The sequence below is a fragment of the Flavobacteriales bacterium genome (assembly GCA_016712535.1).
Taxonomy (GTDB): Bacteria; Bacteroidota; Bacteroidia; order Flavobacteriales_F; family PHOS-HE28; genus PHOS-HE28.
Window position 1 is genome coordinate 489,894 of sequence record JADJQW010000003.1, and the last position, 14,288, is coordinate 504,181.

The 14,288-nt window shown below is 62.4% G+C and carries 12 protein-coding genes; 4 read left to right on the plus strand and 8 right to left on the minus strand.

Going from position 1 to position 14,288, the window contains the following annotated elements; all coding sequences use genetic code 11:
- Positions 1-22: 22 nt before the first annotated feature.
- Both IPK70_12370 and IPK70_12375 read right to left on the minus strand, forming a co-directional pair.
- Complete coding sequence (locus IPK70_12370; protein ID MBK8227951.1) at positions 23-832, minus strand: SDR family NAD(P)-dependent oxidoreductase; 810 nt, start codon at positions 830-832, stop codon at positions 23-25.
- A gap of 163 nt (positions 833-995) precedes the next feature.
- On the minus strand, positions 996-3,401 hold the full coding sequence (locus IPK70_12375) for a TonB-dependent receptor (GenBank protein MBK8227952.1): 2,406 nt from the start codon (positions 3,399-3,401) through the stop codon (positions 996-998).
- 244 nt (positions 3,402-3,645) lie between these two features.
- Between IPK70_12375 and IPK70_12380 the strand changes: the two genes are divergently transcribed.
- The 4 genes from IPK70_12380 to typA all read left to right on the plus strand — a co-directional run bounded on the left by IPK70_12380 (position 3,646) and on the right by typA (position 8,350).
- The gene (locus tag IPK70_12380; protein MBK8227953.1) at positions 3,646-4,683 is read left to right on the plus strand and encodes a histidine kinase; all 1,038 of its coding nucleotides are present in this window, start codon (positions 3,646-3,648) and stop codon (positions 4,681-4,683) included.
- A 2-nt stretch (positions 4,684-4,685) separates the two neighbouring features.
- Positions 4,686-5,453 (plus strand): response regulator transcription factor, encoded by a 768-nt coding sequence (locus tag IPK70_12385; GenBank protein ID MBK8227954.1) that lies wholly within the window; start codon positions 4,686-4,688, stop codon positions 5,451-5,453.
- A 23-nt stretch (positions 5,454-5,476) separates the two neighbouring features.
- Positions 5,477-6,247, plus strand: a complete 771-nt coding sequence (locus IPK70_12390) for an enoyl-CoA hydratase/isomerase family protein (GenBank protein MBK8227955.1) — start codon at positions 5,477-5,479, stop codon at positions 6,245-6,247.
- 285 nt (positions 6,248-6,532) lie between these two features.
- Positions 6,533-8,350, plus strand: a complete 1,818-nt coding sequence (gene typA / locus IPK70_12395; GenBank protein MBK8227956.1) for a translational GTPase TypA — start codon at positions 6,533-6,535, stop codon at positions 8,348-8,350.
- 27 nt (positions 8,351-8,377) lie between these two features.
- Here the strand turns inward: typA and IPK70_12400 are convergent, their stop codons facing one another.
- From IPK70_12400 to IPK70_12425, 6 genes are all read right to left on the minus strand, one after another.
- Complete coding sequence (locus IPK70_12400) at positions 8,378-9,028, minus strand: hypothetical protein (GenBank protein MBK8227957.1); 651 nt, start codon at positions 9,026-9,028, stop codon at positions 8,378-8,380.
- A 59-nt stretch (positions 9,029-9,087) separates the two neighbouring features.
- Positions 9,088-9,681, minus strand: a complete 594-nt coding sequence (locus IPK70_12405; GenBank protein ID MBK8227958.1) for a Crp/Fnr family transcriptional regulator — start codon at positions 9,679-9,681, stop codon at positions 9,088-9,090.
- 229 nt (positions 9,682-9,910) lie between these two features.
- Complete coding sequence (locus IPK70_12410; GenBank protein ID MBK8227959.1) at positions 9,911-11,542, minus strand: L,D-transpeptidase family protein; 1,632 nt, start codon at positions 11,540-11,542, stop codon at positions 9,911-9,913.
- A gap of 46 nt (positions 11,543-11,588) precedes the next feature.
- A complete protein-coding gene (locus IPK70_12415; GenBank protein MBK8227960.1) occupies positions 11,589-12,221 on the minus strand; it encodes a murein L,D-transpeptidase catalytic domain family protein in 633 nt (210 codons plus the stop codon).
- Between the two features lie 178 nt (positions 12,222-12,399).
- The gene (locus IPK70_12420; GenBank protein MBK8227961.1) at positions 12,400-13,302 is read right to left on the minus strand and encodes a hypothetical protein; all 903 of its coding nucleotides are present in this window, start codon (positions 13,300-13,302) and stop codon (positions 12,400-12,402) included.
- Between the two features lie 123 nt (positions 13,303-13,425).
- The gene (locus IPK70_12425; protein ID MBK8227962.1) at positions 13,426-14,253 is read right to left on the minus strand and encodes a hypothetical protein; all 828 of its coding nucleotides are present in this window, start codon (positions 14,251-14,253) and stop codon (positions 13,426-13,428) included.
- Positions 14,254-14,288: the final 35 nt, after the last annotated feature.

Sequence of the window (14,288 nt, forward strand, 5' to 3'; positions counted from 1 at the left end):
CTGATGATACCCCTGCTGTGCATCAGTTCATGTTCATGATCCCCCAGTCGAACACGCGGTCGCCGCCCCATTTACGCAGCGCCATCACCGGTAGTGCGAGGTGCCCACCTGTGTAGCGTGTCTTCGGCCTGCGGGAGGTGACGGCCTTCACCACGAGGCGCGTGATCACCTCTGGCGATGAGCCTTCCCGGTAGTTCTTCTCCGTGGCCTTGGCCACCTGCCGCGTGAGCGCGCCATAGGGGCCGCTGCCGCTGCGCGCGATCATGGGCGCCACCATCACCTCCTCGAATCCGGTGCGGATCACGCCCGGCTCCACGATCACCACATCGATCCCGTGCTCCTTCAGGTCGAGCCGCAGGCAATCGCTCCAGCCCTCAAGCGCATGCTTGCTGGCGTGGTACCAGGCGCCCAAGGGCAGGTACATCTTGCCGCCCATGCTGCTGATGTTGATGATGCGGCCCCTACGCTGACTGCGCATGTACGGGATCACCAGTTGCGTGAGGCGGCCAAGCCCGAAGAGGTTCACCTCGAATTGGCGGCGCGCCTCATCGAGCGGCGTTTCTTCCACGGAGCCATAGATGCCATATCCAGCGTTGTTGATGAGCGTATCGATGCGTCCTTGCTCGCCGATGATTCGTTCCACAGCGCTCACGAGTGATGCATCGTCGGTCATGTCGAGCGCGATGGCATGTCCGCCTTTCTCCACGAGATCGTGCATGTCCTGCACGCGCCGGGCGGCACCGTATACGATGTGGCCTTCTTGGATCAGGCGCAGCGCGAAGGCTTTGCCCATGCCGCTGCTGGCTCCGGTGATGAGGATGACTTGGTTCATCTGCAGGTTGAAGGTTGAAGGGATGCAGGTTGAGGGTTGATGGGCGGCCGGTTGGGGATGGAAGAAGGTTGAGCGTTGAAGGTTGAGTGGAGGGCCGGTTGGGGGCGGAGCTTGATCTCCGGGCAACCATCAACCAGATTGAACTTCAACCCCCAATGACCCGCTAGAATTGGATCCGGTACATGAAGTCCGGGAAGAAGCCGTTCTGATACACCGGATTGATCCGGTCGGTAACGCGGTTATAGCGCTCCACGAAGATGTTCTCGCGGTCCGTGACGTTCTGGAGGTCCACGAAGAACTGGTGGCTCACCTTGCCTTTCTTGCCGTTGATGCGAACGCCGAACTTCACATCGAGGCGCAGGTAGGCGTCGTAGCGCTTGCTGTAGGCTTCGCTGTCCACGTACACTTCACGGCCGTTGTTGGCGCGTGTGGCATCCAGGTCGATCGGGCTGTAGCGGCGGCCACCGCTGGTGGTGAACTTGGCGTCGAAGGTGAGCGCGTTGCGTTTCGCCTTGCCGATTCCCCACTCCTTGCCCAGCAGCGTGTTCAGCACGTAGTTGTTGTTGAAGCCCGTGCTCCGCTCCACGCCATCGCTGCCTTTGTACTGCGACTCGAAGAGCGAGACCGTGGCCAGCGCGTAGTAGCCCTTGCTCAGGAACTTCTCCACGGTGAGTTCCACACCATAGTTGGACCCTGTGCCGTTGCTCACCAATCCGCCGCGCTCGGTGAAGATGAAGTCGGAGCCTTCGTTCACAACGGAATAGGAGCTGGGCGTGCGGTCCACGCCGACATCGAAGAGGAGCTGGTAGTAGGTCTCGGCCTTCACGCGCCACTCGCCGCCGAAACGGTGGTCGTAAGCCAGCACCGCATGATGGGCTTTCTGGAACCTGAGGTCCTGGTTGGTGCGGGCGTAGGTGCCCGGCGAGGTCTCCTCCTGGTAGAAGAGCACCGGTAGCGGCACCAGTTGACCATGCAGCCCGTAGGCCAGCGACAAGCGCTGCTTCGGGCTGAACTGCCAACTCAAGGCGGCGCGCGGCCCTACCATCGCATCGTCGTTGTAATCGAGGTACTGGCCATGCAAGCCGAGGGTGAAGGCCAGTTCATCCGTGAACTTGTACTCGCCCTGCGCATAGGCCTGCAAGAGGTTCAAGGTGCCGTCCACATCGCGGTATCGCTGGAAGAAATCCGGGATGCTGTCGCCATTGGCATCGGGGATGCCGTTACGGCGATCTCGATCGTCCACATAGCTCGTGAGGGTGTAGGCCTCATTCACCGCGCCAGCGCGGAGGCTGAAGCGCGGACTGAACTTGCGGTTGTACTGGCTGCTCACCGTGTAGCGCTGCTCCTGGTCCACGGCATCGGTGGCGCGGTAGGTGCGCACGGGCTGATCGCCGGATCCGCCAAGGATGTTGTCCTGCTCGAAGGCGGAGCCCTGGTAGGTGGTTCCCAGCGTGGTCCTCAGGTAGCTCTTCTCGTTGAGCTGGATGAAATGCGTGAGCCCGAGCAGCCCCACGTCGGCCTTGAAGTAGGTGTTCACTGAAGGGTCCGCGAAGAGGTCCGTGCTGTCGATCTCCGCGCCGAGGAAATCGATGTTGCTGCGGCCGCCCATGCCGAAGAGCTCGAATCGGCCCAGTTTGGTCTTGCCGAGATTGAGCTTGAAGGCGAGGTCCTGGAAGTAGGGCGTGGCGCTGGTGCCGGTGGCTGCCACGCCGGCGATGCCATAGCGGTAGCTGATCAGGTAGCTGCTCTGCTTTTCGCGGTTGATGGGTCCTTCAGCCATGAGCTCCGCGCCGCTGAAGGCTGCCATCTGCGCGGTGAACTCGTGCTTGTCCGCATTGCCATTGCGGAACTTCACATCGAACACGGCCGCGTTGGCGTTCCCGTATTCGGCTGGGAAAGCGCCACTAAGGAAATCACTCGTCTTGAGCAGATTGGTATTGAGCGCGCTCACCGGTCCGCCCGTGGTGCCCAGGGTGCCGAAGTGGTTGGTGGTGCCGATGGGCAGGCCTTCGATCCGCCAGAGCAATCCGGTGGGCGAATTGCCGCGTACCACGATGTCATTGCGCGCATCATTCGCCGCGCTCACCCCTGCGAAATTGGTGGCGAGGCGCGCCACATCATTGCGGCCGCCGCTGTATCGCGTCACTTCTTCCAGGCTGAAGGTGCGCGCGCTCACCTTGGCCAGTTCATTCACCGGGCGGTCCTTGCTGCGGTCGCCTTTGATCTCCACTGCTTCGAGCGCTTGAACCGACCCCACCAAGGCGATGTCGAGCACCACTTCCTTGCCGGCGGTGACCAGCACATTGGGAATCACTGTCGACTTGTAGCCGATGTAGCTCACCTGCAGCTGCTGCCGACCGAGCGGCACGGTCTCCAAACGGAATCGGCCGTCCAGGTCGGTGGTAGCGCCTACGACAGGATCGCTGTCCATCAAGAGGATGGTGGCGCCAGGCAGGGTCATCTGGGTGTCGGCATCCTTCACGGTACCCTTCACCACTTGCGTTTGTGCGAAGGAGAGGCTTGGGATAAGCAGCGCCGCGAAGGCCGCGAGCGAGAGGTAGCGTTGCATGGGAGTTCGGTGTTGGTTGCGGCGGCGAAACTGGAGCGGCCCGGGAAGCCACGCCACCACGCGTTTGATGGGCCGTGGCAAGTGCTTGTTGAAGCAGCCGATGAGCCGGTTGGAACGCTTTCCTCGTCCGCCTCGAAGCGGCTTGCGGCTCAATCCCCGGAACCGACGCTTCATCTCAGCGTGGAGTCGCTTCAGCCCGAACAAGCGCCATCGGCCCGGTGTCTTACCGGTACTTTCGTCAGCGATGACCCGCTTCAACCTGCTGCAAGAGCCCTGGCCGCGCATCATCGGCATCCCGCTGGTGGCGCTCGCGCTAGGCACGCTCTTCCACGACCAGCCGTTGAACGCGCTCGACTTCTTGATCACGGTGATCATCACCGGCCTCATCTGGCAGGGCTGCTACATGATCATCACGGCCTTCCGCAAGCGCTTCCCAGGATTCGAGCGCACCGGCCGGCGCATCTCACTGACGGCGCTCAGCACCACCGCCTACATCATCGGCATCGACTACCTGGCCTGCACCGTGCTCGATGCGGCAGGCATCCAGGAGAACGCCTACATGAATGGTGAGTGGAAGCTCAACCTGATCAAATGCTTCGGCACCACAGCCCTTATCGGCACCCTGTACGAAGCAGGTTACTTCTTCGCCATGTGGAAGCGGCAGGCCATCGAGGCGGAAGCGCTGAAGAGCCGGCAGCTGCGCGCTGAGCTCGACATCCTGCGCAATCAGGTATCGCCGCACTTCCTCTTCAACAGCTTGAATACGCTCGTCGCTCTCATCCCCGAGGATCCCTTGCAGGCGGTGAAGTTCACCAAGGCGCTCGGCCATGTGTATCGGTACATCCTGCAACACAAGGAGAAGGAGGTGGTGGATTTGGGCACTGAGCTCGATTTCACCGAGGCGTACATCCACCTGATGAAGGTGCGCTTCGAGGAAAGCCTTCGCATCCGCGTGGACGTGGCGAAGGAGCATCGCACCTTGCTCGTGGCGCCGCTCACCCTGCAGTTGCTCCTGGAGAACGCGCTCAAGCACAACGTGGCGTCCACCGCGCATCCGCTCACGGTGGACATCCATGTGGAGCAAGGCCGCACACTCGTTGTGCGCAACAACCTGCGCCGCCGGCAAGGCACCATCGACGGCACCGGCACCGGGCTCAGCAACGTGAAGCAGCGCTATGCGATCCTGAGCGACCGTCCGGTGGATGTGATCGAGACGCGCGAGCATTTCCTGGTGGCCCTGCCCTTGCTGGAACTGAGCGGACGTGCGGTGCACAGCGCATGAAGCTGAAAGCGCTCATCATCGAGGACGAGGCGCCGGCCTACCGCAGGCTGAGCAACCTGCTCGCCCAGCACCATGGCGAGGTGGAAGTGCTCGAAGTGCTCGACAGCATCGAGGCCGCCGTGCGCTGGCTCATCGGCAACCCCTCGCCAGACCTCATCTTCAGCGACATCCAACTGAGCGATGGGTTGAGCTTCGAGATCTACCGGCAAGCGCCGCCGCCCTGCCCGATCATCTTCACCACGGCTTATGATGCGTACATGCTTGAGGCCTTCCGCACCAACGGCATCGACTACCTGCTGAAGCCTATCGAAGAAGCCGATCTGGCGCGCAGCATGGAAAAGTTCCGCGCGCTCACACGCACTGCAGCCGTCGCCCCTTCGCCTGATATCGAGCGTCTGCTGTCCGCTATCGATAACCGTTCGCCGCGCTACCGCGACCGGTTCCTCATCAAGCTTGGCAGCAAGCTGCTGTCCGTGCCCACCAGCGATATCGCCTGGTTCTTGAGCACTGATGGCAGCACGGAGCTGCGCACCCGCGACGGCAAGCGCCACCTGCTCGATCAGCCGCTCGATGATATCGAGCAGCAACTCGATCCCGCGCGGTTCTTCCGACTCAACCGCCAGTGCATCGCTTGCATCGCTTGCATCCAAATGGTGCATCAGCACTTCAACGGCAAGCTGAAGGTGGAATTGAGGCCACCCGCGCCGGAAGAGATCATGGTCAGCCGGGAGAAGGCGCGGGCCTTCAAGGAGTGGATGGGGGGATCATGAACGCGGCTCCGCATCTTCGCGGCATGAGCGACGGCTACGTCAATTCCACCACCGAAGGCGGCATCGCCACGGTCACCTTCCACCACCCGAAGAGCAACAGCCTGCCCGGCCACATCCTGCGCGGCATCGCCGATGCGATCACCAGCGCAGGGAAGGATGCCGCCACGCGCGTCATCATCCTGCGCAGCGACGGCGACAAGGCCTTCTGCGCCGGCGCCAGCTTCGATGAGCTCGTGGCCATTGAGGATGAAGCACGCGGACTGGAGTTCTTCAGCGGCTTCGCGCACGTGATCAATGCCATCCGCACCGCACCGGTCTTCGTCATCGGCCGCATCCACAGCCATTGCGTGGGCGGCGGCGTGGGCCTGGCTTGTGCGGTGGACATCGCCTATGCGCACAGCAGTGCCAGTGCGCGCCTCAGCGAGCTCGCCGTGGGCATCGGCCCATTCGTTGTCGGGCCCGCAGTGGAGCGGAAAGTGGGTGCCGGTCATTTCGGCCTGCTCAGCGCCACGCCCGCCACGCGACGGAGCGCCCAATGGTGCGAGCAGCATGGCATCTACGCGGAGGTCTTCGCGACGATGGAGGTGCTGGATGCGCGGATCGCTGCGCACGCCAAGGAGCTTTCGGCATACAGCCCAGAGGCCATGGCCGATATCAAGCAGGTGATGTGGAAGGGCACCGAGGATTGGGATGCATTGCTGATCGAGCGCGCCAGGATCAGCGGGCGGTTGGTGCTCTCGGAGTTCACGCGCAACGCCATCGCCAAGTTCAAGGCGGAGGTGACGAAGCGGTAGCTTATTCCCCATGCGGAGGATAAAGGAGCTGTTGGGGAGGTATTGGGAGTGGTTGAATGACTCCCGCGGATACCATGATGCGGAAACGCGACTCTGGGTAGTTGGAGCACCCCTGATGCTCCTCCTCGCCATTCTCATGCTCTGGCTGTTCCAATGAGAGCAGCCTGAACGATTGCACGCCAATTCCTCCTAATGCCCACTGCGCCGCCCTCGCGCGCTCTGGCCGCCGCGTGCTCCGCACCTCGCAAAGTCCTACATTCGCGCGCCTTTTCCGAGGCCCTTCCCATGAAAGAGCTCCGCAACATCGCCATCATCGCCCACGTCGACCACGGAAAGACCACGCTGGTCGACAAGATCCTGCACCAATGCCAGCTGTTCCGCGTGAACGAGGAGGTGAAGGACCTGCTCCTCGACAACAACGACCTGGAGCGTGAGCGCGGCATCACCATTCTGGCCAAGAACGTGAGCGTGCGATATAAGGGCGTCAAGATCAACATCATCGATACCCCTGGCCACAGCGATTTCGGCGGCGAGGTGGAGCGCGTGCTCAACATGGCCGACGGCGTGATCCTGCTGGTGGATGCCTTCGAGGGTCCCATGCCGCAAACACGCTTCGTGCTGGGCAAGGCCATTGAACTTGGCCTGAAGCCTGTCGTCGTGATCAACAAGGTGGACAAGCCGAACTGCACGCCGGAGGAGGTGCACGAGGCCGTATTCGACCTCATGTTCGCTCTTGATGCGAGCGAGGAACAACTCAACTTCCCCACGGTCTACGGCAGCAGCAAGCAAGGCTGGATGGGACCCGATTGGAAGACCCCCACGGAGGATGTGAGCCACCTGTTGGATGTGATCCTGGAGCACGTGCCCGCGCCCAAAGCGGTGGAAGGCACCTTGCAGATGCGCATCACCAGCCTCGACTACAGCAGCTTCCAAGGCCGTATCGCCGTGGGCCGCATCACGCGCGGCAGCATCAAGCCCGGCCAACCGATCACGCTGATGAAGAACGATGGCACGGTGAAGAAAGGCCAAGTGAAGGAGCTCATGGTCTTCGAAGGCCTCGGAAAGGAGAAGGTGAAGCAGGAGGTGGGCTGCGGAGAGATCGTGGCGGTGATGGGCCTCGAGAACTTCGATATCGGAGATACCGTGGCCGACGCAGAGAACCCCGAGGGCCTGCCCAAGTTCAAGGTGGACGAACCCACCATGAGCATGCTCTTCACCATCAACAACTCGCCCTTCTTCGGCAAGGAGGGCCAGTTCGTCACCAGCCGCCACGTGCGCGACCGCCTCTTCAAGGAGATCGAGAAGAACCTGGCCATGCGCCTTCAGGAGACCGACAGCCCGGACCGCCTGCTGGTCTTCGGCCGCGGCATCCTGCACCTGAGCATCCTGGTGGAGACCATGCGCCGCGAGGGCTACGAGTTCCAGCTCGGTCAGCCGCAGGTGCTTTACAAGGAGATCGATGGCGAGCGCCACGAGCCGATCGAGTTCCTCACCGTGCAGGTGCCCGATCAATTCAGCAGCCGCGTGATCGATCATGTGACCCGCCGCAAGGGTGAGATCCTCAACATCGAGCAGAAGAGCGACCGCACCGTGCTGGAGTTCAAGATCCCCGCGCGCGGCATCATCGGCCTGCGCAACGCGCTGCTCACCGCCACCGAGGGCGAGGCCATCATCGCTCACCGCTTCGCCGGCTACGAGCCGCACAAAGGCTCCATTGCCGCGCCGCGCCCCGGCTGCATCGTCAGCGGTGAGCAAGGCGCTGTGGTCGCCTACGCCATCGACAAGCTGCAGGACCGCGGCAAGTTCTTCGTTGATCCAGGCGATGAGATCTACCTGGGCCAGGTGATCGGCGAGAGCCCCAAGCCCGGCGAGGAGCTCGTGGTGAACGTGGTGCGCACCAAGAAGCTCACGAACATGCGCGCCAGCGGCACCGATGAGAAGCTCAACATCGCGCCCGCCGTGAAGTTCAGCCTCGAGGAGTGCATGGAGTACATCGCCGACGACGAGTACCTGGAGGTGACGCCCAAGAGCCTGCGCATCCGCAAGATCCTATTGGACGAGAACGAGCGCAAGCGCGCGGCGAAGCGGATGCAGGAGGCATAGTCATGCGGCGGTCGCCGCGATGCTCTGCTAGGAAGACCGGGCCAAGCAGTGCTTGCGGTACGCAAGCGCGATCCAGAGCAAAGCACCGCCCCAGATCAGGTTCGCGATGAACTGCACGATTGGGCTTGGCGCATCGATCAGCAGGAACCCGATGAGGATGACCACGCCAGATGCCTTCGGCAGCGTCCCATCCCTCCAGATCGCGATGGCGAAAAGGATGTTGGCCAGGACCCAGATGATGCCCCCTCCGACGATGAAGGCGAGCAGGTCACCCTTCATGTGGGCGAGACCGATTACCTGATCCAGGCCCTGCAGGTGCATCTCGCCGATTCCCGGGAAGATGAAATAAAGGATGGCGAAGAGGGATTGCCCTGTTGAGATGTGGACCAGGAACAAGACCAGCGCCCAGAAGGCGAGGCGCTCCGATCTCCCATTGCGCAAAGCGAGGTACAAGCATAGGAACGCGAGCATTTCCAGCACCACGCCGAAGAGACCGCGAATGGCCCAGATCCGGAAGTGGTCGCTCGTCACAAGTGCCGCGAACTCATCAGGACGGCTATCGGCCTGCATGAAGAGCCCCTGCTCGGCCAGCAGCAGGTCGCCGAAAGCGAATAGCAGCGCGGCAATGGAACCGGTCATCAATCCCCAGAAGATGCGCGTATCGATGTGTTGTTTCATGGAGCGTGAATCCTGCGCCAAAGGACCGCACGCCCCAGGACGGTGGCGCGTAGCCTAGGCTACAAAACGCTCCTTTCCACCAACTTTGCCCTGAGCTTGCTCAAGGTCACCCGATTGATCCCCAGGTACTGGGCCAGGTGGGTTACCGAGATCCTCCGTGTGAGGTCCGGCGAATTCTCGAGCATGTAGCGATAACGCTCAACGGCATTGTAGCGCATGAGCATGGAAAGGTGCTCCTGGTGCGCCGAAGATGTCCCTTCCATCATCAAGCGACCGAGCTTCTCGAAGCTTGGATGCGCTGCATACAAATGCGCCACTTCCATCAATTTGAAGTAGGAGACCGTGCATGGTTCGAGCGCCCGCACGGCGTATTCGATGGGCTTCCGTGCATTGAACGCCCCGCAGTCCTCGATGAATGAGCCCTCCTGATAGAATCGCAGGATGCGTTCGTTGCCTGCGGTATCAGTCAGCATGTGTCCGAATATCCCCTTCTCGACATGCGAAACCGTATCAGGTACTTCGCCGGGGCTATGCAAGTAACCGCCCTTCTTGATTCGCAACGTGCGCAGGAAGGGATGCACGGCTTTCAGCGCCGCTTCCTGTTCCGGTGTCATTGGAGTAAGGCGACCTAGGGTTCGGATGATGCTGTCCATGCCGGAGATCACGGTGTGCGTTGGCCTTGGGCAAGATAGTTGACCGGGTCGTTCAGCCCGCATTGGGCCATCCGGTCTGGGTCCGGATATGCGATGCTCATCCATGCCCTTGCTAAGGAGGCGGCAGGCAACAGGCTGGAGGTGACGCCCCAAAGCCTGCGCATCCGCAAGTTCCGATTGGACGAGAACGAGCGGAAGCGCGCAGCGAAGCGGATGCAGGAGGCCTAGCTCAGATCTCCGCAGCAGGCAAAGCGAACAGCTCCTCCGCCAGCCGCGCATCGTGTCCGTACACATCATCGCGGAAGTGCAAGCGGCCCTGGCGATCGACCCAGGCCGTGAAGTAGCCGATGCTCACAGGGCGCTTCTTCTTCAAGCGCACGAATTGCTCCTCGCCGCTGTGCATGGCTTCCTTCACCTTTTCCGCGGTCCAGGTGGTATCGCCGCGCAGCAGGTATTCAGCGAAGCGCTGCGGCTCGCTGAGCCGGATGCAGCCATGGCTGAAGGCGCGGCTCTCGCGGGCGAAGAAGCTCTTGCTGGGCGTGTCGTGGAAGTAGATGCTGTAGCTGTTGGGGAAGAGGAACTTCACCCGGCCCAGCGCGTTGTCCGCGCCAGGATTCTGCCGGATGATCGGATTCTTCGCTGAACCGCCGATCACCTCCATGCCTTTCTTCTTGAGGTAGCTCGGGTCCTTCGCGAGCGCGGGCAGGATCTCGCCGTGGACGATGCTCGGCGGCGGCGTCCAGGTGGGGCTGAAGACGATGGTGCTGAGCGAATCGCTGAAGATCACGGTGCGCGTGGCCGTGGCGCCCACCACCACCACCATGCTCCATGCCACGGTATCGGCCTCATGCACGTATAGGCGGAACTCGGGGATGTTCACCAGCAGCAGGTCGGGCGCGTTCTGCTCGGGCACCCAGCGGAGCCGCTCCATGTTCACGAGCATCGTGCGCGCGCGGTCGGCTGGTGCAATGTTGAGCTGCGCGATCGCGCCCTTGCCGATCACGCCATCGGGATGCAGTCCGTGCCTTTCCTGGAAACGCCTCACGGCGGCCACGAGCAGGCTGTCGTATTCCGGTGAGAAGAGCAGCACGCTGTCGCCCGAGGCGATGAAGTCGCCGAGCAGCATCAGGCGCTGCCGGAGATCGGGCACCCAGTCCGCCTTATCGCCGGGCTCGAGCTTGCGGCGGTCGCCAAGGCTCAGCTCGGGCCATTGCACGGATGAGAGGTCGTGGTACCGTTTCAACTGCGACTTGAGCAGCGCATACTGCGGATGCAGCGGCTCCACCGGCGACAGGTCCATGCGGCCGGCCACGAGCGAGTCGAGCAGCCGGTCGAAGTTCTTCTTGCGGCGCGGTATGAACCAGTCGAGCTCGCGCAGGTCCTTGCCCACGGTGCCGCCGTACTTCTTGTCGGCGAAACGGAAGAACTGCGCCGTGAGGGCCAGCTCGATGTGCTGCATGCAGCTGTCGCAGTCGTGATCGCCATTGACCTTCCCGCGCAGCATCAGTTCATCGAGTCGGGCACGCACGTAGCCGAGTTCGCGGTACACCGTATCGGCGCTGCTCACCAGATTGTGGAATGCGGCCGCGCTCTGCGAGAGCGAATCGTTCACGAACCAGGCGAACTGGTATCCGCGCCGCTTGTAGAAGCCCGCGATGCCGATTGAATCATGAAGGTGCTCCGGATGCTTCGCGATGAAGTCGCCGATGGCCGCCGGATCCAGTGTCCTGACCGTGTAGGCGGCTGGCGTCTCGAACACGGCCTCGATGGACTGCGCCTGCTCCGCGATGTCGGGTCTGGCGACGGGGGAGGCGCAGGACGCAAGCAGGGCCAGGATGCCCAAGGCGGGAAGTGATCGCATGTGCAGCGGGATGCCGCCGCGAAGGAAAAGACCGGGCCAGCGCGCCTCAGCGGCCGTGGACGTACAGATATCCACCGTCGGCGAGCAATTCGATCATGCGCGGCATGTCGGTGCGGCTCACGGCGGGGCATCCCCAGCTCCGGCCCAGGCGTCCGTGCTCGGCAATGAAGGCCTCGCTCACGTAATCGGCGCCGTGCATGATCACTTCACGCGCGAGCGCTTGGCAGTTGAGGTTGGCGTCCAGGCCGTGCAGCAGCAGCGCGGCGCCATGCTTGGGGCTGATGATCTCGGCGCCAACGCGATACAACCCTTTGCTGGTGGCATGTGAGCCATGGCGGTTGCTGAAGCTGGTGCAGGTCAATTCGCCCGACCCCTGACCATGCGCCACATAGGTGGTGAGCAGCAGTTCCTTCTTCTCCAGGTCGATGATCGAGAGGCGCTTGGCCGTGCTGGGCAAGGTCATGTCGGCGATGGCGAGCACCTTCGGCCGGGCCGCCCTTCGCGCCAGGCTGCTGAATCCCTTGGTGAATGCGCTCTCGGCCACGCAGCCCTCAAGTCCGATCTCCGTGTAGAGCTCGCGGACTTCATCCACTGAGGGACCAGCAGATGGTGCAGGCGCGGGTGCAGCCGCTGGCAGCAGCAAGAGCAACGGCAATAGCAAGGCCCAGTTGAGCTTCATTCTTCCTTGCAGGTTCCAACTGCCTGTTGACCGACGCTGAGGTTCCAATCCAGCGCCGAAGCAGAGGGTTGCGAATCTAACGGCCAAGTTCATTCGGGCCGTCTGTACGTGGAAAAGTCGGCGAGGTTGAGCGATCCGCCGCTTTCCCGCTGGGTGCAGCCGGATGACGTCGGGCCCTTCAGCCTTCAGCCGTGGATGCGGCTTCATCGAACGGGTCAGGCGCCGGCTTCGGACCCTTGCCAGCCCATTGCTCAAAGGGCACCGTGTAACAGAGCAATTGCGCGGGCATCAGCAGGCCGCCGAGCAGCACGATCAGCCCGCCTTGCATCACCAGCGGAATCAATGAGGCCTCGAAGGGGATGCTGAAGGCCGGGAACACGAGCAGCTTCAAGGTGGAGAGCAGCGATAGCTGCACGGCATTCAGGATGCAGGTCAACAATGCCATCGCCATCAGCACGGTGAACGCTTCCCTCCATTGCGAGCGAATGAACCGCTTGCCCGCTTCGGCATATAAGAGCGCTACCACCATGGCATCAGGTGCCCAAGCGAAGAACTCCGCGATCAGGTCATTCAGCCACTTCATGAAGCGGTATTTGCGCGGGCCCATGTCTTCTCCAAGGCCCTCCCAGAAAGGGTCGCGCAGGCCAGAGATATCGAAGACCGGATTATACAGGGCCACCTTGATGAGCACCAGCGCAATGCAGCACACGCCGAAGACGCTCCAGTTCCGATGGCGGATGCCAGCCCAGAGCTGCGTGAAAGAGAGTTCGCCGAAGCCCCCTTCGCCTTCGCGCCAGAGCCGCACCGCTGCGAGACCGAGGGCCAGCACCATGAAGCTCCACACGGTGCCTTGCTGTTCACTGAACATCCCGAAGAACATGGAGAACTGGAAGTCCGAGGCATAGGCCTCGGGGATGAGCTGCAGTTCCCAAGCGAGCCAGCTCACCGTGCCGCCGGCCACGAAGCCGAAAGCCAGAGAGGCCATCATCAGGAATAGGCCCAATTCAAGCAGGCGGCGCGGGAAGGCGCGGTACAGATCGAACATGCGCAACAGCGTATTGCCGATCAGCGTGGCGAACATGCCAGCAAGGTAATCGCACCATAGCAGATGATCCCGGTGATCGGACGCTGCCTCGGCCCTCCAGGATCAACGACGGGATGACGTGGTCGGCCTTGCGGACCTGCGCTGCATCTGCGATCCCAATCACAAGCGCAACGAGAGCCCCAGCACCGGCACGCCTAGGAAGAAGAAGTCCGCGAGCTCGCGGTTCACGGCGAAGGCGGCATCGAGGGCCATGGAACGGTGCGTGAAGCGAACGCCATAGCCGTGCACACGGTAGCCGTCGGGGCCGAATGGCAATTGCCAATGCTCGGTGATCAGGCAGAACTGGCCGGTGAGGTGCACGATCCCGGCCAGGCCGAATAGCGGACGGTCCTTCATGCCGAGGTCGTCCATGGCCCCGCCGATGGAGATGGTCGCGTGGGCTCGGTCGTTGCCGAGGGTGAGCTGCGCACCTCCGAGGCCCAAGCTCACGGGAAAGGTGCTGCGCTCGCGCGCCGATGGGCTCACGCTGGTGCGCGCGGCCAGTACGAAGCCGCCCAAATGCGCACCGCCACCGAGCTTCCCGCTGAAGGTGGCCCGCGCGAATAACAGGGGTTCACGCTCGCGAGAGGCCAAACTGCTCACGAGCGAGGCCACTTGCACCCCGCCACCGAGGGCCAGGCCTTGCACCGGTGAGAAGCTCGCGCTGTGGAGCAGCACGTCATGCACTTGGTAGCAGCCGCGTCCGCTTTCCATGGCGATGGCCGAGGTGCCGAACAGGTAGTGCGTGTCGTGCGTGGTGTTCGAGCGCGAGCGGTGCAGCATGCGGCTGCCGCGCTTCAGTGGCACTGGGTTGACCGCCGGTGAACCAGGCGAATCGGTGCCATCAGCCCCGTGAGCCACGCTTGCCAACGCCAATAGTCCCGGAAGTGCCGCTAAGCGAAGGAGCCACAAGAGCCTGTCCACGATCCCGCTAAGTGAATGCTGCATTCGAACGGATAGACGTCCATGATGCGATCGGGTTT